The sequence below is a fragment of the Massilia aurea genome (genome assembly GCF_014200505.1).
In the GTDB taxonomy this organism is placed as follows: domain Bacteria; phylum Pseudomonadota; class Gammaproteobacteria; order Burkholderiales; family Burkholderiaceae_D; genus Telluria; species Telluria aurea_B.
In genome coordinates this window covers 128,005-146,715 of sequence record NZ_JACHBX010000003.1, presented here as the reverse complement: position 1 = coordinate 146,715, position 18,711 = coordinate 128,005, and the positions used below count along the sequence as shown (strand labels likewise).

18 protein-coding genes are annotated in these 18,711 nt (G+C 60.4%); 7 read left to right on the top strand and 11 right to left on the bottom strand.

Annotated features, from left to right (window positions below):
- Positions 1 to 6 precede the first annotated feature (6 nt).
- A complete protein-coding gene (locus tag HD842_RS14565; RefSeq protein WP_183555453.1) occupies positions 7 to 504 on the bottom strand; it encodes a hypothetical protein in 498 nt (165 codons plus the stop codon).
- Between the two features lie 310 nt (positions 505 to 814).
- Here HD842_RS14565 and HD842_RS14560 point away from each other — a divergent pair, with 310 nt between their 5' ends.
- Positions 815 to 1,096, top strand: coding sequence for a DUF427 domain-containing protein (locus HD842_RS14560; RefSeq protein ID WP_183555452.1), 282 nt, complete (start codon positions 815 to 817; stop codon positions 1,094 to 1,096).
- A 39-nt stretch (positions 1,097 to 1,135) separates the two neighbouring features.
- Here the strand turns inward: HD842_RS14560 and HD842_RS14555 are convergent, their stop codons facing one another.
- Positions 1,136 to 2,032, bottom strand: coding sequence for a LysR family transcriptional regulator (locus HD842_RS14555; RefSeq protein ID WP_183555451.1), 897 nt, complete (start codon positions 2,030 to 2,032; stop codon positions 1,136 to 1,138).
- Positions 2,033 to 2,176: 144 nt separating this feature from the next.
- Between HD842_RS14555 and HD842_RS14550 the strand changes: the two genes are divergently transcribed.
- Positions 2,177 to 3,184 (top strand): aromatic alcohol reductase, encoded by a 1,008-nt coding sequence (locus HD842_RS14550; protein WP_183555450.1) that lies wholly within the window; start codon positions 2,177 to 2,179, stop codon positions 3,182 to 3,184.
- A gap of 95 nt (positions 3,185 to 3,279) precedes the next feature.
- On the opposite strand, the gene HD842_RS14545 is transcribed toward HD842_RS14550, so the two are convergent.
- The 3 genes from HD842_RS14545 to HD842_RS14535 form a co-directional block, all read right to left on the bottom strand.
- Positions 3,280 to 3,645: a hypothetical protein gene (locus HD842_RS14545; protein WP_183555449.1), complete on the bottom strand. Its 366-nt coding sequence runs from the start codon at positions 3,643 to 3,645 to the stop codon at positions 3,280 to 3,282.
- A gap of 284 nt (positions 3,646 to 3,929) precedes the next feature.
- A complete protein-coding gene (locus HD842_RS14540) occupies positions 3,930 to 5,084 on the bottom strand; it encodes an FAD-dependent oxidoreductase (RefSeq protein WP_183555448.1) in 1,155 nt (384 codons plus the stop codon).
- A 400-nt stretch (positions 5,085 to 5,484) separates the two neighbouring features.
- A complete protein-coding gene (locus HD842_RS14535; RefSeq protein WP_221290613.1) occupies positions 5,485 to 6,414 on the bottom strand; it encodes a LysR family transcriptional regulator in 930 nt (309 codons plus the stop codon).
- 104 nt (positions 6,415 to 6,518) lie between these two features.
- On the opposite strand from HD842_RS14535, the gene HD842_RS24100 reads away from it, so the two are divergent.
- On the top strand, positions 6,519 to 6,782 hold the full coding sequence (locus HD842_RS24100) for a DUF2798 domain-containing protein (RefSeq protein ID WP_183555447.1): 264 nt from the start codon (positions 6,519 to 6,521) through the stop codon (positions 6,780 to 6,782).
- Positions 6,783 to 7,028: 246 nt separating this feature from the next.
- Here the strand turns inward: HD842_RS24100 and HD842_RS14525 are convergent, their stop codons facing one another.
- From HD842_RS14525 to HD842_RS14500, 6 genes are all read right to left on the bottom strand, one after another.
- Positions 7,029 to 7,403 (bottom strand): SMI1/KNR4 family protein, encoded by a 375-nt coding sequence (locus HD842_RS14525; RefSeq protein WP_183555446.1) that lies wholly within the window; start codon positions 7,401 to 7,403, stop codon positions 7,029 to 7,031.
- 130 nt (positions 7,404 to 7,533) lie between these two features.
- Positions 7,534 to 8,877: a sulfite reductase subunit alpha gene (locus tag HD842_RS14520; protein ID WP_183555445.1), complete on the bottom strand. Its 1,344-nt coding sequence runs from the start codon at positions 8,875 to 8,877 to the stop codon at positions 7,534 to 7,536.
- Between the two features lie 7 nt (positions 8,878 to 8,884).
- Entirely contained in the window at positions 8,885 to 9,892 is a 1,008-nt protein-coding gene (locus HD842_RS14515; RefSeq protein WP_183555444.1) for an FAD:protein FMN transferase, read from the bottom strand.
- A gap of 15 nt (positions 9,893 to 9,907) precedes the next feature.
- Positions 9,908 to 10,726 carry a DUF4198 domain-containing protein gene (locus HD842_RS14510; RefSeq protein ID WP_183555443.1) on the bottom strand — a complete coding sequence of 273 codons (819 nt, stop codon included), beginning with the start codon at positions 10,724 to 10,726 and terminating at the stop codon, positions 9,908 to 9,910.
- Positions 10,727 to 10,747: 21 nt separating this feature from the next.
- Complete coding sequence (locus HD842_RS14505) at positions 10,748 to 11,257, bottom strand: DUF2271 domain-containing protein (RefSeq protein WP_183555442.1); 510 nt, start codon at positions 11,255 to 11,257, stop codon at positions 10,748 to 10,750.
- 32 nt (positions 11,258 to 11,289) lie between these two features.
- Positions 11,290 to 11,922, bottom strand: a complete 633-nt coding sequence (locus HD842_RS14500; protein ID WP_183555441.1) for a PepSY-associated TM helix domain-containing protein — start codon at positions 11,920 to 11,922, stop codon at positions 11,290 to 11,292.
- Between the two features lie 417 nt (positions 11,923 to 12,339).
- Between HD842_RS14500 and HD842_RS14495 the strand changes: the two genes are divergently transcribed.
- The 4 genes from HD842_RS14495 to lpdA all read left to right on the top strand — a co-directional run bounded on the left by HD842_RS14495 (position 12,340) and on the right by lpdA (position 18,569).
- Positions 12,340 to 15,195 carry a 2-oxoglutarate dehydrogenase E1 component gene (locus HD842_RS14495; protein ID WP_183555440.1) on the top strand — a complete coding sequence of 952 codons (2,856 nt, stop codon included), beginning with the start codon at positions 12,340 to 12,342 and terminating at the stop codon, positions 15,193 to 15,195.
- A 77-nt stretch (positions 15,196 to 15,272) separates the two neighbouring features.
- Positions 15,273 to 16,550 carry a 2-oxoglutarate dehydrogenase complex dihydrolipoyllysine-residue succinyltransferase gene (gene odhB / locus HD842_RS14490; protein WP_183555439.1) on the top strand — a complete coding sequence of 426 codons (1,278 nt, stop codon included), beginning with the start codon at positions 15,273 to 15,275 and terminating at the stop codon, positions 16,548 to 16,550.
- A gap of 54 nt (positions 16,551 to 16,604) precedes the next feature.
- Entirely contained in the window at positions 16,605 to 16,958 is a 354-nt protein-coding gene (locus HD842_RS14485; RefSeq protein ID WP_183555438.1) for a PspC domain-containing protein, read from the top strand.
- Between the two features lie 180 nt (positions 16,959 to 17,138).
- Complete coding sequence (gene lpdA, locus HD842_RS14480; RefSeq protein WP_183555437.1) at positions 17,139 to 18,569, top strand: dihydrolipoyl dehydrogenase; 1,431 nt, start codon at positions 17,139 to 17,141, stop codon at positions 18,567 to 18,569.
- Positions 18,570 to 18,711: the final 142 nt, after the last annotated feature.

The following is an 18,711-nucleotide window of genomic DNA, read 5'->3' as shown; positions in this document are numbered from 1 at the left end:
ATCGTCTCAGTCGCCCATGGAAAACAGCATCGAGCTGATCTTCCAACCGTCTTCCGCACGCACCATTTGCCAGCTCTCGCTGCCGCGGTTGGTCACCTTGCCGTCGTCAAGAAAGTCGAAATCGAACCACACCGAGGCGACGGCGCCATTGGTGTCGACCCGCACGTTGTAGAAACGTTCTTCGATCGGTTTGTCTGCCGTCTGGATGAATGCGGCGAACTTCTTCCAGCTCGAGGGAACTACTTTGCGTGCCTTCGGATTGCGCGCCTTGACTTTGGCCCAGGCCGCCTCGTCGGCCACCGACAGCCAGCTGTCGTGGTCTTGCAGGAACAGGCTGCCGAGGGTCTTGCCGTCATGAGCGATGATCGCCGCCTTGAATTGATCGATGACCACGTGGATCGCCGCCACGTCGGCCGCACGGGCGCCTGGGGCGGCGCCTTCGGCGGCATGTGCCGGACTCGCCAGGCAAAGTGCGAGAAGAAGGGAAGACAGTAGAACGCGCATGGAAACTCCCGGGGGTTGGAAAGTTTCCACCTTAGGCAGCCGCCGCACAGCGGTCCAGCGGAATGCGCCGACCCGTGCATACCCTGCGACGAAAGGGTGGAGCCTGAATCGAGGGAATTTCGAAGAGACCACTGGCCTTTCAAGACGCGCTCGAACAATGAACGAGCCGGATCATCGCAGACCCCGGGTTTGAATGTCAGACGCGACCCCGCTATGCGCGCACTCGTCGCACAAACATCCGCATCAACTTTCTCACGCAACCGGTGTAGACTGGTCCGCGCTTCAGATCCGAAGCGCTACCGGAGTGCATATGAAAGCAATATGGAATGGTGAAGTGCTGGCGCAGTCGAACGATACGGTCGTCGTCGAAGGGAACCATTATTTTCCCCCCGCCTCTTTAAACCGCCAGTTTTTCAGCGACTCGAGCACAACAACCAACTGTCCCTGGAAGGGGACCGCGAGCTACTACAACATTGAAGTAAACGGGAAGGTCAACAAGGATGCGGCGTGGGTGTATGCCACACCAAAATCCGCCGCGTCAAATATTACTGGCCACATCGCGTTCTGGAAGGGTGTGGATGTACAGCCCTGACGCGATTCATTCGTTGTTTTGATAGGCAACTATCGACCCTTAACAGGTGTCGGCAAACAGTTCGGCTGTCCAATCGGCAAACGCCCGCATCGCCGGAGAGAGAAAGCGGCGGTGGGGGTAAAGTAGTGATACAGGAACAGGTGCTGGCCGCCAGTCGGCCAGCACTTCGACTAACTCTCCGCTCCGCAATTGTTCCGCCACCAGGATCTCCGCCAACTGAATCAGGCCGCGTCCGTCGATTCCAAGCTTGATGTAAAGCCCAGTCTCGTTGACTGCGACCTTGCCGGACACCGGAACGGCGACGCAATGCCCGTCTTCGACGAAATGCAGCTCACTTCCGCGCCGCGTCGTGCTGGAGAAGTAGTGGACAGCCTGGTGTGCTTGCAGATCCAGCAGCGTCTTGGGAGTTCCCTTTTCTTCCACATAGGACGGCGCTGCGCATGTGACCCAGCGCAACGCCCCCAAACGGCGCGAGACCAGCGTCGAGTCATTGAGGTTGCCGGTACGGATCACACAATCGACGCCATCCTGGATCAGGTCCACCTGACGATCATTTATACCGATCATGAGATAGATATCGGGGTAGCGCTGCTCAAATTGCGCCAAACGCGGCAAGATCAAGGCATGCGCAATGCCCCCCGGCATATCCACCCGCAGCCGCCCTTGCGGGCGCTCGGCAGAGCCGTTCAGGCTCGTTTCCGTGTCGTCAATCAGGTCGAGTATCTCGCGGCAACGGTAGAAGTACTGCTCGCCTTCCGGTGTCAAGCTGAGGTTTCTCGTTGAACGGTTGAGCAGCCGAATTTGCAAATGTTTTTCAAGCCTTTTGATGATGCCGGTGACGGATGATGGCGGTAGGCCGAGCGTCTGCGCTGCGCGTACAAAGCTCTTGCCTTCGACGACCCGGACAAACACCTGCATTGCTTGTACGCGATCCATATGTTGGCCTGAGAGCTGTAACGAAAACGGCACTATAACGCACCATTGTTCGTATTTTCTGCACGATGAAAACCTCCACGCCCACTTTTTCCGCCTCGTTGCGCCCTCTACAGTGCAGGCATCAACGCTAAAGGAGAAATCAACATGGCCAACCAAATCAGCCAATTATCCGTACCCCTGACGACGAACCGGGCAGATCCCAACGCGATGTCTAAAAAGATCCTTGTCCTCGGCGCCGGCGAACTCGGGATGCCGGTACTGCGCAGTCTTGCGCAACGCGCGAAGGACGTCGATGGTGTGAACATCAACGTGTTGCTACGCGCAAGCACCGCCGCGTCCAATGTGCCAGACAAGCAGCGTGATGTGGCCGAAATCCGAGACCTTGGGATCGACATCATCATCGGCGATCTTGTAAAAAGCTCGATCGACGAGCTGGCTGCGGTGTTCGGCCAATATGACACAGTCATAGGGTGTACTGGCTATGCAGCGGGTATCGACACGCCAATGAAATTGGCGCGTGCTGCCCTGCAAGCGCAAATTCCCAGGTACTTCCCATGGCAGTTCGGCGTCGATTTTGACGTCATCGGTCGCGGCAGTCCGCAGGACATCTTCGACGCACAGTTGGACGTGCGCGAATTGCTGCGGGGTCAGCACCAGACTGAGTGGGTGATCATCTCGACCGGTATGTTCATGAGCTACCTGTTTGAGCCAGAATTCGGCGTCGTCGATCTTGAAGAACATGCTGTCCACGCTCTTGGCAGCCTTGACACTGCGGTCACGCTGACCACGCCAGATGACATTGGCGTTCTCACTGCCGAGGTCGTTTTCACGCAACCACGTATCCGCAACGACATCGTTTATTTGGCTGGCGACACTGTGACGTATGGGGAAGTGGCCGACAAGCTGCAAGCGGCGCTAGGCCAATCCTTCAGCCGTTCGGCATGGAGCGAGGAGTACTTGCTGGGCGAGTTGGCCCGCGACCCACATAATATGATGCGCAAGTATCGCGCCGCCTTTGCGCAGGGAAGAGGTGTTGCTTGGGATAAAAGTGACAGTTTTAATACCCAGCGCGCTATTCCGGTGACCGACGTGGCGTCGTGGATCAATGCAAACTTGATTTCTGCCCGTAGCAATGACACCAGAGGTGCGTAGCGCACGTTGGGCAATCCAATAAAGTTGGACACAACCTGCCGGTTTGCCTGGACCTGTCCGACCGGCAGCTGTCGATCCATCGCGAAACTTGGCGTTCAGTTTGCCAAATAGAACCCAAGAGCAAGAGCAATCTCAACGGTCACTGCCAGCAGAATGCCCGGACCAGCATGGCCCATAACGAGTTCAATGATGCCCAATAGGGCAAGCATGAGACAGGTGACCATGAGGCCCGACGATACGGCTGTGCGAGCGGGGCATGGTCCGACGTGCCTCAACTTGAATAACATCAGGCCCATGCCAGCGAACAGGGGCGAAGCGCGTCTGCTGACGAGCCCAACTGGCTCAGAAAACTCCACGGCCCATAGAGACAGTAAAAGCTTCGGCGTGAGCAGCCAGATGAGCGCAAGTGCAATGCAGATTGATGCCGACAATAGAGCGATATGTTTGAAATCGATTTTCACGCAATCCTATCGTCCTGTGCATCAAAGTCCGCATTGACTAAATCCGGTAGCAGTAATCGTACCGAACACCGCTCATCAGCCAGAGCTCTTGGCCGAATCCGGCTTCTCGAAGCACGATAGCAGCTTCCTGGGTGGAGAATTCCTCAGATTGTCACGAGTGACTGGTTGAGTCCAAGGCCAAACCCGGTCGTTCACGTCAGATGAGCAGGTTCTCGCATCGGGAAATTCATCGGGCATTCATTGGCGGTGTGAGACCTGACACCGGCACGTGCTGAGGATATCCGTTAACGCCCCGTAAACATCGCCACCACACTGTGAGGCGCTTCGTTACCAAAAAAGCGCAGGTGATTCTGCGCACTCTCCATGGCGACAGCGGCGCTGCGTGAGAAGAGCGCTAGTTCGTACGTTGCCAATGCGGCCTCAATGTCATCGGGATGATTGCAAAGCGCATGTGCGAGTTCAGCACCGTCAAGGAGTGCGAGGTTTGCGCCTTCGCCGGCAAATGGCGACATTAGATGCGCAGCATCACCAACCAGCGTGACGCCACGGATTCGTTTCCATTGATGGTCTACCGGCAACGCATGGATGGGCCATACGACTGGTGCGGTATCGCTCGAAGTTACCAGTGCGAGAAGCTGCGCATCCCAGCCAGCAAACTCCATGGCGATCCGGTTGAGAGCCTCTGTTCTCCGACTAAAATCGATGGCATGGATCCATGGTCCAGGCTTATTCAAAGCAATATAGGTATGCAACATGCCGTTCGCATGGTGATGCGCCAGGATTGCCCTGCCTGGTGCCACTGCCATCAACGTACCCGAGCCAATGGCCGCCGTGTTTTCGGGATGCCGGGCCGGGCCATCAAACAGGCGGTTCTCGACGAAGAATGTGCCGGTATATTGTAGCGTGGCGGATGAGACCAGTGGCCGCACTCTCGACCATGCGCCATCTGCCCCAACGAGCAGGTCCGTCTCAACCGTAGTGCCGTCTGCAAACACGAGTTGATGCCGCCCGTTAGCAAGTGGAAGAGCCTGGGTCAGCTTTCTTCCCCATTTTATGGCGCAGGCGGGCAAGGAAGCGACTAAAAGGTCTCGCAAGGCTCCTCGCTCTACCTCGGGCCGTGCACCAGAGCCGGAGCTCGGCCTGTCAAATAAAAGGGCGCCGTGTTTGTCAACAATACGCTTCGCATCTTCGCCGGGGAGTGCAAGGGCGAGAAATGCCTTGTAAAGGCCTGCCGCTTTCAGCCCTAACTGGCCGTTGTGCTCGTGAATATCGAGTAAGCCACCTTGGGCCCGCGCTGTGGGTGACGCTTCGCATTCGTAAATGGTGGCCCGTATGCCGTTGACGTGCAAAACACGCGCAAGCGTTAAACCGGCCAAGCCGGCCCCGACAATAGCGATACTCGGGGAGGCTGGATGAAGGGGGCGTGCAGAGTAGGCCATTTGGAAGCGTTCCGATCTGAGACGACGCGACGAAAGCGCGCAAGCTCGAAAATTCCCGACAAAGTCGGAGGAAACGCTGGCCTGCCTTACAGAAGTGCAAAGCGGCGTGTCGGCGATTGGCTGGCTGCGTGACCATGGAGTCACGCAAAGTTAAGCCATCGTTTTTCGCATTGTTCGAAACTGGAGTTTGTCGCAGACAAGGCATTTCTGTCAAGAACCGCTTCTGGCCGGAAGCAGCGCGTCTTATCTGGGATCGCATTTATTTCAGCGACCTGCACCATTTCAGCAAAGTTCGCAGACGCAGAGTTCACTCCTTCGTCTGCTCCGTTCCACGTGCATTTACGTTTATGAGCATTGCGTTTGTTCCAAAACGGCCAATATGTAGGTGCGGTAAGCCAGCTTAGCACTGGTTCAGAGCCTCCTTGAGATAATCAATTAAGGCTCGTACCTTGGGCGTGAGCGACGTATGGTCGGTTACGCAGGCAAATATCTGCATTGGCTCGGGCATGGCTTGTCCAGCGGTTTGGTGGAGCTGGTCAAATAATGTTACAAGCAGTCCGCGTTCTATCAGTGGTTGCGCGACAAAGTCTGCCAAGCGCGTGATGCCTCCCCCATTGACCGCCATCTGCGCCAGCATATCGATATCGTCACTGATCATGGATGGATTAACTGGCGCATCAAAGTGCACTCCATCGCGTACGAACTCCCAAGGAAGGAAGCGGCCGTTGGTAGCGTAGCGCAGTACAAGGCAGGCGTGAGATCGTAGCTCTTCAGGCGAGGTCGGTGTTCCGGCATCTTTCAGATATGCAGGCGAAGCACAGATTAGAAACGGGCGCGACGCAATAACCCGTGCCACAAGTCGGTCGTCGAGTTGCGCAGCAATACGTATACTGACGTCGATTTTTTCCCGTAGGTGGTCGGCACGGTGATTGGCGCTTACCAGCTCGATTGCCAGGCGTGGATAGCGGCGGCCAAATGCCGGTAGCAAGGGCGCAAGGAGATGGCGGCCAACTGAGGACAAGGTTGCGATAGTGAGATGCTCCTGCAAGTCCAGCCCTTTGTCTACAGCCTGTTTTGCCAGATCGAGTTCGCGCGGAATATGACGAACCTTGTCGTAATAGACGCGACCGGCTTCGGTCAGTGCCATCTGCCGAGTGGTACGCGCCAGTAAACGGACACCGAGATGCTCTTCAAGGCGTGCGATGTTTTGGCTAACGGATGCCGCGCTGACGCCCAGAGAACGGGCGGCTGAGGCAAGAGTTCCGGATTCGACGACACAAGTGAAGTTGGTGATTGCGCCCACAATGTTCACGGCATTCCCTAAAAGCATTCATAAATTTTTCTTGGTGAAGACTTAAGCTGCCGGCGTCTTCTGTTGGCCAGTGCTGAATGATAACCTGAATTATCTCTTGCATCTTAGATAGGTCAATACCAATGAATCATTCAAATCGGTGGATTACAGAACGCAGGTTGCCAAAATTTCTCGCGCCCTATGTATTTGCACTATATATGGCAATAGTGATGTCATTTCTGATGTCCTTGGTAATTACATTTACGGAATTCGGATACGACAGTAACTATTTGAGGAACGTGATGTCCGCCTACCGCGTTGCAATGCCGGCAGCCTTCATTTGCATCTTAATAGTGCGTCCGCTCGTTGCGCGACTTGTAGCGCTGAGCGTAAGTTCCGATGTTTGAATCTCAGCTGATAGTAAAGCTTCTTCAAGCGATCCGTGGCCGGGTGGCGTGAGCTATTTCTATCATAAGAGCGCTCACGTCGATAAAAGCCAAAAAATTTCGACGAGCTTTTGACGTGAATCGTCGCCGTTGTAGACAGCGGTGCGAACCATAACAATGTGGGATGAACGTCGAACAGTAAGCGCGATAGTCTGACATTTACCCGAAGCGGAGCTTGCCCTTTAATGGTTTGGGCCGTTGCAGTGTCTATCGACGTTCAATGCAAACCTGTTGGAACCAGTTCGACAGACTAGGCCAACGTTCCGACGTTGCGCCATTATGAGACCAGTACGAGACTTCGCCGGCCGAAGAAATGCAGAAGTAGTCTCCATTGTCTTGAACGAAAGGAACGAGGTCGCGAGGCACGCCCGCGTTTTCCCACGCATACTGGGCAATTTCAAAAAGATCGCAGTATCCTGACCCCGGCAATACGACGGCCGCGTCAAATATGGCGTTGGCAACGTCCCCGCCGCTTTTTAGAAAAGCGCGATAGTCAGCATGGAATACAACCCCTAAACGGGCCTCTGCAGAGGTAATTTCTTCATCAGTTGGAAGACGAAAAGGATCGGTTTCTGATGTCATCTAATGTGCTCACTTTGTGCGGCCGAATTGTTCGGCGATGAATGTCTGTTCCTGTCGGAAAACCGGCGTTCCTGACAGCATGTGCGTCTCGGCATCCCGTGTCAAACATGATGGTTGTTTGTCGGATGTATCAGTACACATCGCGCCGGTAGCGGCCATTGGCCATCATGGCCTCGACCGCGTCAGCGCCCAGGATGTCGATCAGTGCATCATGCACGCCGCCAGCCATCCCCTGCAGGCTGCCGCAGACGTAGATCGCCGCGCCATCCTGCACCCACTGGCGCAAGAGGTCAGCTTGCGCGGCAACCAGATGCTGCACATAGCGCGCCGTGCTCCCGTCACGCGAAAACGCCAGGTCGAGGCGGGTGAGGGCGCCGCTGTCGCGCCATGCTTCGAGTTCGTTCTGGCACAGGAAGTCATGGGCCGTATTGCGTTCGCCGAACAGCAGCCAGTTGTCGTGGGTGCCGACGTCGATGCGCGCCTTGAGCAGCGCGCGCAGTCCGGCCAGCCCGCTACCGTTGCCGATCGCAATCAGTGGCCGCAGCGCATTCTCACCCAGCCGGAAACGTGCATGCGCGCGCACCCGCAGCCGGATCGCGTCTGTCGCAAGCGCGTCCATGCACAACCATCCGGACGCTGCGCCCGGCGTCCCGTCGGCACGCTGCTGCAATCGCACCAGCAGCGTGAGCTGGCCTTCTGCCGGTATCGAGGCAATCGAATACTCGCGCGGGTACGCCGGGTCAGCCGGCGCGCTCACTTGCGCCAGGTCGCCGGCCTCCCAGGCCGGCAGCGCGCCATCCTGCGGCGTCAACGCGAGGCGGTACAGCGGCGCGCCGGCGCTGCCGGGATTGAGCAGTGTGCGTTCGGCAATGCGCCAGGCGCCGTAGGTGGGCGCTTCCCAGTCCGGTGCGTCGCTCGTGCCGGCCAGATGGCTCAGGTGGTGCTGCCAGGCGGCCAGCGCTTCTGGTGCGCCGCGGTCGACGTCGATGCGCTCGAACAGACTTGTTGCGCCGCGTTCGCGCAGCCAGGCATCGAGCGCGCGGCCGAAGCCGCAGTAGTTGGTGTAGGTGATGTCGCCCAGGGCCAGCATGCCGAAGTGCAGCTGCGACAGGTCCGGCATCGCGTCCATCGTCTGCGTGGCAAAGCGTGCGGCGGGATCGGGTGCGTCGCCTTCGCCGTAGGTGCTGCAGACGAACAGGATACGGCTGGCGCTGGACAACGTAGCCAGGTCGAGCGTCGAGATGCAGGCTGCGCGCGCATCCAGGCCCCCGAGCGCCAGCGTGGCGGCCGTCCGTTCGGCCAGAAATTCTGCACTGCCGGTCTGGCTCGCGTAGACCACGAGCCAGTCGGCGGCCACGCCGCTGGGGCGTGCCTTGGCCAGATGCATGCGCCACAGTCCCAGGCACATCGCAAGATAGACGCCGGACAGCGCCAAGGCGCTCCCCCAGCGCAGCGGTTCGATTGTCAACATCATTGGAGCATCATTGGAGCATCGAGCGCCAGGCGCCCGTCGTGGTTTCTTTCAAGCCGGATCCGGCGCGCACGAGAAAGCGCGCTGCGATCCCGCGTTGTTCCGCAAACGCCAGCCCGTCATCCGGCCCGAGCACGGTCAGCGCAGTGGACAGCGCGTCGGCCGCCATGCAGGTCGGCGCCAGCACGGTGACCGAGGCCAGGTCGTGATCGGCCGGGTAGCCGCTGCGCGGATCGAGCGTGTGCGCCATGCGCCGCATGCCATATTGAAAACTGCGACGGTAGTCGCCCGAGGTGGCGATCGCCAGCCCGTGCAGGGCAACGATCGTCTGCCCGACAGTCTCGCAATCCGGCACGCCCTCGACCTCGACCCACCACGGCTGGCCATCCGGCTTGACCCCGGCGCCGCGCAATTCGCCACCCGCTTCGACAACGAAATGGCGCACGCTGCGATCCTCGAGGCAGGCAGCCATGCGATCGACCGCATATCCCTTGGCGACCGACGAGAAATCCAGGATGGCGCCACCCGGTTGCAGCAGGCGCCGCCCGGCATGGTCAAGCACCGGCTGGCGCTCGCCCCGGCGCGCGATAACGTCGGCAACCAGCTCCGCCTGCGGCGCCTGGAACCCCGGCTGATCGTAGCGCCCGCGGGCGCCGAAGCCCCACAGGTCGACAAGCGCGCCAGCAGCCGGATCGTAGGCGCCGCCGCTAGCGGCCGCCACCTGCAGCGCATACTCGGCGACCGCAAAAAATTGCGGCGGCAGCGCGTGCCAGCTGCCGGCCGGTGCGCGGTTGTAGCGCGACAGCAGGGAGTCTTCGTCCCAATGGCTCATTTGCGCAACGATCTCGTCCAGCTCGCCTTGCAGCGCTTGGGCGAGCACGGCGCCATCGGCGCCCGGCGGCAGCATCAGCCGCGCCGACCAGGTCGTGCCCATCGACGTGCCGGATGTGGTGAACAGCGTGCTGCCGCCGGGCGGCATGGCCGCGTCGACGTTCAGGGGAACAAGAATGGTGCGCATCGAGCCCGTGTGCCCTTACTGCGGCAGAACGTCGAGCGTGGCCGTATAGCTGTAGCGCTTGGCGCCGGGCGCTGGCGGGCCTTTCTGCGTCTCGAGGGGGAACTTGGCCGAGAGCCAGTACATATTCGCGTCCGGCACCGTGAACTTGGCCTCGCCCTTGGCGTCGGTGGTGAAGCGCAACTCGCCCAGCGTGCCGCGGTACTTGACGGCGCCCGGCACCATGCTGAACGGGAAGTTTGGCAGCGGCTTGCCATCGAGCTGGAAGCGGAACGTGATCGGCTCGCCCGCACGAAGGTCGGACGGATTGGTGACCGGGACCATTTCGAGGCCGACGCCGCTTGGCTTGAGCGCCGTGTCGTTCATGTCATTGGCCGACACGAAGGTTTCCAGACGCGTGTGCGTGGTGCTGGTGGTCACGTCGGTCGCGCCGGCCGGCACTTGCGCGCCCGGTGTGCCTTCGACGCCGCGGAAGCGCTTGACCTCGCCGCCCAGCTTGTAGCTGCCCATCACGTTGTTGCTGACGATGGCCAGGCGGTAGGTGCCGTCCTTCGGCAGGCGGATGTCGATCGTGCTGCGAAATTTGCCGAGCACGGCGCCTTCGGCCTTGGTCGTCACGCCGTCCGGGCCCGTGATCGTCAGATTGTCCAGGCGCAGCGGCACGTGGTGGAATTCGAACAGGCCTTCCGAGATCGCGCCGTCGAGCGTGACCCACGGTTCCTTCGCTTCGACCATGGCCGTGCTGGGCAACAGCCAGCCGCGGTGCGCCTGCGCGCTCATCGACATACCGGCCAGGGCCAGGCCGAGCAGAGCGCCCTTGAGGATACGGTTGTGCATGGGATTCTCTCTGGATTGTTGTTATTGGAGTTCGAGGGCGACGGCGCCCAGTTCTTCCTTGCCGGCCGCATTCGCTGCGACCTTGCCCTTGCCGGTCCACGTGAACGGCACCTTGACCAGTTCACGCCCGCCCGCTTCGCGCGATGCTTCCACGACCAGCTTGTAGTCGCCGGCCGGCAGTTTGTCGAGGCCATGCTTGGCGCCGTCGAACTTCATCGTCTGGCTGCCTGCCGGACGCGTGGCGCCGCTGACGCCATCGAGCGGGAATTTCGCATCACGTCCTGCCTTGCGCCACCACGTGCGCAGGTCCTTGACCCATTTGTCGCCGGCAGCATCCTTTTTGAGGTCGTACAGCACGGCGAGATTGGCCGCGACGCTCTGGTCGGCGCGTTCGAGCCAGATCGCCACATACGGCTTGTGGTATTCGGCCACGTTCAGTTGCGGCAGGTCGAATTTGACCGACAGGTCGGCGGCCATGGCCCAGCCGGAAACGAGCGGCAGGGTCAGGACGAGCGAGTGGGACAGTTTCATTCTTGGTCTTCTCTCAGGTTGGAAATAAACGATCAGTGGACAAACAACAACGCCAGCACGGCCGGCAGCACGATGCCGAAGCCGATCACTGGCCAGGTCGACGGCCGGTTGGCCGCGTGGTATTTCATGATCAAAAAGCCCGTGATGCAGAACACGATGCAGGCGACCGAAAAAATGTCGATGAACCAGCTCCAGACAGCGCCTGTGTTGCGGCCCTTGTGCATGTCGTTGAGCCACGAAATCCAGCCGCGGTCGGTGCGCTCGAATTCGGCGCTGCCGTCGACGGCGATGCGCAGCCAGGCGTCGCCGCCGGGGCGGGGCAGGGCGATGTAGGCGTCTTCCTCGGTCCATTCGGCGCGCTGGCCGCGCACATCGACGGGGAACGCGCTGTTGGTCCAGTCGGCGATGCTGCTCGGCAGCGGCACCTTGGCGTCGGCATGTTCTTCGGCCCACTGTTTAAATTGCGGAAGCAGCGGTGCCGGCAACGTGGCTTTCAGGCGCGTGACCTCGGGCGTGGCCTTGATCACGGCCGCGTTGTTCAGCGTCAGCCCCGTGAAGCTGAACAGCAGCATCGCCATCAGGCAGATCGCCGAGCTGATCCAGTGCCATTGGTGCAATTGCTTGAGAAACATGGCGCGGCCCGCACCCGGGAGGCGCTGGGGCATGCCGCCAGTCGCGGGAGCGGGGGCGGGCGTGCTGGTTGCTTTGGCCGATGCCGGTAACACCGGCTGGACGACATCAGGGGACGGGGCGGAGGTGGACATGCGTTAAATGATAACGATTATCATTTACAAGGTCAACGTGGTATTGACGACAACCGCACATTTGCCGGTGTGGTGTGAGTGTTCAAAAACACATTTGGTAATAAATTATTCTAGGAATGTAATCTGCCCCGCATGGGATCATGCGTTACAATCATGAGCGCAAACAGGCAGGATTTTGCACATGTATCGGTACTGAAACAGTCCTTCCCCCACAACTTGATGTCTTGAAGTGCAATCCGCTAAACGGTCAGGCCGTGTCGCGGAAGGTTAAATAACCCGCCCAACCCTCGCGAAGCGCGAAAAGAAAGGTGAGCAAGAATGATGCAACAACAAAACGCCAACTCATACCTGTTCGGCGGCAATGCCCCGTACGTGGAAGAGTTGTACGAGGCCTATCTGGACAATCCGACGTCGGTCCCAGAAAACTGGCGCGCCTACTTCGACCAGATGCAGCACGTGCCGGCCGTCGATGGCTCGAACCGTCCTGACGTCGTCCATTCATCGGTCATTGCGTCGTTCGCCGAACGCGCCAAGCAGGGCCCGATCCGTACCGTGGTCGCCTCGGCTGACTCCGAACTGGGCCGCAAACGCGTCGCCGTGACCCAGATCACCGCCGCCTACCGTTACCTCGGTTCGCGCTGGGCCAACCTGGATCCGCTGCAGCGCCAGGAACGTCCACTGCTGCCAGAACTCGATCCTGCGTTCTACGGCTTCACCGAGTCCGACATGGACACGGTCTTCAACATCACCAATACGTATTTCGGTCAAGAAACCGCGCCACTGCGCGATATCCTGAACATGCTGCGTGACACGTACACCCGCTCGATCGGTGCCGAGTTCATGTACATCAGCGACCCGACCGAAAAGCGCTGGCTGCAAGAGCGTCTGGAATCGATCCGTTCGACCCCGACCTTCTCGGCTGAAAAGAAAAAACACATCCTCGAGCGCCTGACCGCGGCCGAAGGCCTCGAGCGCTACCTGCACACCAAGTACGTCGGCGCCAAGCGCTTCTCGCTCGAAGGTGGCGAATCGTTCATCGCGTCGATGGACGAAGTCATCCAGCGCGCCGGTGAAAAGGGCGTCCAGGAAATCGTTATCGGCATGGCCCACCGCGGCCGCCTGAACGTCCTGGTCAACACCCTGGGCAAGAGCCCGGCCGACCTGTTCGAAGAATTCGAAGGCAAGCACGCCGACGACCTGCCAGCCGGTGACGTCAAGTACCACCAGGGCTTCTCGAGCGACATCACCACGCCGGGCGGCCCGGTCCATCTGTCACTCGCCTTCAACCCATCTCACCTCGAGATCGTCAACCCGGTCGTCGAAGGGTCGGTCAAGGCGCGTATGGAACGCCGTGGCGACCGCAAGGGCAAAGAAGTCTTGCCGATCCTGGTGCACGGCGATGCTGCATTCGCCGGCCAGGGCGTGGTCATGGAAACCCTGAACCTGGCGCAGACCCGCGGCTACGGTACGGGCGGTACGGTCCACATCGTCATCAACAACCAGATCGGTTTCACCACGTCGGATCCGCGCGATGCGCGCTCGACGCTGTACTGCTCGGACGTCGTCAAGATGATCGAAGCACCGGTGCTGCACGTGAACGCCGACGATCCTGAAGCCGTCGTGCTGGCCAGCCAGATCGCGCTCGACTACCGCGCCGAATTCGGCAAGGACGTCGTCGTCGACATCATCTGCTACCGCAAGCTGGGCCACAACGAGCAGGATACGCCAGCGCTGACCCAGCCGCTGATGTACAAGAAGATCGCCAAGCACCCGGGCACCCGCAAGCTGTACGCCGAAAAGCTGGCAGCGCAGGGCACCATCGAAGCCGATGGTGGCGACAAGCTCGTCGCTGCGTTCCGCGATGCGATGGACGCCGGCAAGCACACGGTCGATCCGGTGCTGACCAACTTCAAGAACAAGTACGCCGTCGACTGGGCGCCGTTCCTGAACAAGAAGTGGACCGATGCGGCCGATACCGCCGTGCCACTGACCGAACTGAAGCGCCTGGCGCAACGCATCACCACGACGCCAGAAAATTTCAAGCCGCACTCGCTGGTCGACAAGGTGCTGGCCGACCGCGCCAATATGGGCCGTGGCGAAGTCAACCTCGACTGGGGCATGGGCGAACACCTGGCATACGCGTCGCTGTTGTCGTCGGGTTACGCCATCCGCCTGTCGGGCCAGGATGCGGGCCGCGGCACGTTCGTGCACCGTCACGCCGTGCTGCACGACCAGAACCGTGAACGTTGGGACCAGGGCATCTACCTGCCACTGGCCAATGTGTCCGAGAATCAGGCCAACTTCACCGTGATCGACTCGGTGCTGTCCGAAGAAGCCGTGCTCGCCTTCGAGTATGGTTTCTCGACCGCAGAGCCAAACACGCTGACGATCTGGGAAGCCCAGTTCGGCGACTTCGTCAACGGCGCGCAAGTCGTGATCGACCAGTTCATCGCCTCGGGCGAAGTGAAGTGGGGCCGCGCGTCGGGCCTGGTCATGATGCTGCCACACGGCTACGAAGGCCAGGGTCCGGAGCACTCGTCGGCACGTATCGAGCGTTTCCTGCAACTGTGCGCAGACAACAATATGCAAGTGGTCCAGCCGACGACCGCAGCCCAGATCTTCCACCTGCTGCGTCGCCAGATGGTGCGCCAGTTCCGCAAGCCTCTGGTCATCTTCACGCCGAAGTCCCTGCTGCGTAACAAGGATGCCGGTTCGCCGCTGACCGACCTGGCCAAGGGCGGTTTCCAGACCGTGATCGGCGAATGCGACGAGAAGATCGACGCATCGAAGGTCAAGCGCGTGCTGGTCTGCTCGGGCAAGGTCTACTTCGACCTGGTCAATGCACGCAAGGCGCGCAACGTGACCGACACCGCGATCATCCGCATGGAACAGATGTACCCGTTCCCGCACAAGTCGTTCGGCGCTGAACTCAAAAAGTTCCCGAACGCTGGCGAAGTGGTGTGGGTGCAGGACGAGCCGCAAAACCAGGGTCCATGGTTCCAGATCCAGCACAACATCTTCGAGGGCATGGAAGATGGCCAGCGCCTGGCATACGCCGGCCGCGCCGCCTCGGCGTCGCCTGCGGTCGGTTATGCCGACAAGCACATCGCGCAGCAGAAAGAACTGCTGGAGACGGCGTTCTCGAAGCTCAAGGGCTTCATCCTGACGAAGTAAGCACAAGCATAAGTAAGACCACGACCCCGGCGCTGCGCGTCGGGGTTTCTTGCAAAGAATAATTACTGGAGTTTTAAATGGCACAAATCGAAGTCAAGGTCCCTGTATTGTCGGAATCGGTTGCTGAAGCAACCCTGCTGTCCTGGCACAAGAAAGTCGGCGAGTCCGTCGAGCGCGACGAGAACATGATCGACATCGAGACCGACAAGGTGGTCCTGGAACTGCCAGCGCCAAGCGCCGGCGTGATCGTGCAACTGCTCAAGGCCGACGGCGCAACCGTCGTCGCCGGTGAAGTCATCGCCGTCATCGACACCGAAGCATCGGCGCAGACCAGCCCGCTGCCAGTGAAAGCCATTCCATCGGCCGCGCCAAACGCACCGATCGCTGCCGCGCCATCGCAAGCGGCCCCGGAAGCTGCCTCGAACCAGTCGAAGGCTGGCGTCGCGATGCCTGCCGCTGCCAAGATCCTGGCTGACAACAACATGAACGCCGCCGGCGTTGATGGTTCGGGCCGTGACGGTCGCGTGACCAAGGGCGACGCCCTGGCCGCCGTTGCCAACAAGCCAGCCGCTGCAGCAGCACCTGCACCAGCTGCCGCACCTGCCAAAGCGCCACTGCAGCAAGTCGCTGCCGCCGCGCCAGCCAGCCAGGGCGACCGTCCGGAAGAGCGCGTGCCGATGAGCCGCCTGCGCGCCCGTATCGCCGAGCGCCTGCTGCAATCGCAGTCGACCAACGCCATCCTGACCACGTTCAACGAAGTGAACATGGCGCCAGTCATGGACCTGCGTAACAAGTACAAGGACAAGTTCGAGAAAGAGCACGGCGTCAAGCTGGGCTTCATGTCGTTCTTCGTCAAGGCTGCCGTTGCCGCACTGAAGAAGTACCCAGTGCTGAACGCGTCGGTCGACGGTAACGACATCGTCTACCACGGCTACTTCGACATCGGTATCGCTGTCGGTTCGCCACGTGGCCTGGTGGTGCCGATCCTGCGCAACGCCGACCAGATGTCGATCGCCGATATCGAAAAGAAAATCGGTGAATTCGGCCAGAAAGCCAAAGAAGGCAAGCTGACCCTGGACGATCTGAACGGCGGTACGTTCTCGATCTCGAACGGCGGCGTGTTCGGTTCGATGATGTCGACCCCGATCATCAACCCACCACAGTCGGCCATCCTGGGCGTGCACGCGACCAAGGACCGCGCGGTTGTCGAAAACGGTCAGATCGTGATCCGTCCGATGAACTACCTGGCCATGTCGTACGACCACCGCATCATCGACGGCCGCGAAGCCGTCCTGGGTCTGGTCGCGATGAAGGATGCGCTGGAAGATCCGGCCCGCCTGCTGCTGGACCTGTAAGTCTCAACCTGGCCGGCGCCCCGTGGCGCCGGTCATAGTTTGCCGGAGAACGACATGCTGTCAGACGAAATCAAGCGGCTGCACGAGCTGCACCAGGCCGGCGCCCTGACCGACGCTGAATTCGAACAGGCCAAGGCGCGCATTCTCTCTGGCGCGTCCACTGTCAGCCTGACGAAGGAGAGCGTGTTCAAGAGCGGCTCGTCGTTCGACACGCACCGCGACGATCTGCTCAGCGGCCTGCGCCGCACGCGGCTCGATCGCTGGCTCGGCGGCGTGTGTGGCGGCCTGGCGCGTACCTATGGCCTCGAGTCGTGGGTCTGGCGCCTGATCTTCGTGCTGTTCGTCCTGACGTTCGGCTTCGGCATCCTGATTTACTTACTGCTGTGGGTGTTTGTACCCGAAGAATAATCACGTTTGAAGCGTGCCCTGGCTACCAGCCCCGGCACGTCGTTCCCGCGAAGGCGGGAACCCAAGTGCGCCGGGTTGCCGCTCAATCGAACGCAGCAACCACGCGAGCACGCTTGGGTCCCGGCCTGCGCCGGGACGACGTGCTGACCAATGCGCTTCCAACCAACTAGGAATCATGTAATGAGCGATAAACAATTTGACGTCGTCGTCATCGGCGGCGGTCCTGGCGGTTACATTGCTGCCATCCGCGCAGCACAGCTGGGCTTCAAGGTTGCCTGTATCGACGAATGGAGCAACGCCGCCGGCAAGCCTGCCCCGGGCGGCACCTGCACCAACGTCGGCTGCATCCCGTCGAAAGCCCTGCTGCAGTCGTCGGAGCACTTCGAGCACGCCGGTCACGCGTTTGCCGACCACGGCATTAATGTCTCGGGCCTCGAACTCGACCTGGGCAAGATGCTGGGTCGCAAGGACACGATCGTCAAGCAGAACAACGATGGCATCCTGTTCCTGTTCAAGAAAAACAAGGTCAGCTTCTTCCACGGCCGCGGCGCGTTCGCCGGCACTGCCGAAGGTGGTTACACCATCAATGTCAGTGGCCCGACCACCGACACGCTGACCGCCAAGAACGTGGTCATCGCGACCGGTTCGAACGCACGCCAGCTGCCAGGCGCCGAATTCGACGAGAAACTGATCCTGTCGAACGCCGGTGCACTGGCCATCGACGCAGTCCCGGGCAAGCTGGGCGTGATCGGTGCCGGCGTCATTGGCCTCGAAATGGGCAGCGTCTGGCGCCGTGTCGGTGCTGACGTTACCGTGCTCGAAGGTCTGCCGACCTTCCTGGGCGCAGTCGATGAGCAGATCGCCAAAGAAGCGCACAAGCTGTTCGTCAAACAGGGCCTCAAAATCAACCTCGGTTGCAAGATCGGCGCGATCACCAAGGGCGAGAACAACGTCACTGTGGCGTATGCCGACAGCACCGGCGCCGAACAGAGCACCACGTTCGACCGCCTGATCATCTCGATCGGCCGCGTGCCGAACACGATCGGCCTGAACGCCGAAGCCGTGGGCGTGCAGCTCGACGAGCGTGGCTTTGTCGTCGTCGACGACGAGTGCCGCACCAATCTGCCGGGCGTGTGGGCAGTGGGCGACGTCGTGCGCGGCCCGATGCTGGCGCACAAGGCCGAAGAAGAAGGCGTTGCCGTGGCCGAGCGTATCGCCGGCCAGCATGGTCACGTCAACTTCAATACGATTCCCTGGGTGATCTACACGTCGCCAGAGATCTCGTGGGTCGGCAAGACCGAGCAGCAGCTCAAGGCCGAAGGCATCGCCTACAAGGCCGGTACCTTCCCGTTCATGGCCAACGGCCGTGCGCGCGCGCTGGGTGACACGTCGGGTATGGTCAAGTTCCTGGCCGATGCCACGACCGACGAAATCCTGGGCGTGCACATCGTGGGCCCAATGGCGTCCGAGCTGATTTCGGAAGCCGTCGTCGCGATGGAATTCAAAGCCTCGGCCGAAGACATCGCCCGCATCTGCCACGCGCACCCGTCGCTGTCGGAAGCCACCAAAGAAGCCGCTCTGGCGGTGGACAAGCGTTCGCTGAACTTCTAAGCATTTTCACCGGCCTGGTGCCGCACGTTGGACGCGTGGACGGGGAACCCGTCCACCCTACCGTTAGCAATGCTGTACGGTGCCAAGTGCCGTAGGGTGGACGGCTCCGCCGTCCACGCGGTCAATGTACGCGTGAAGCCAC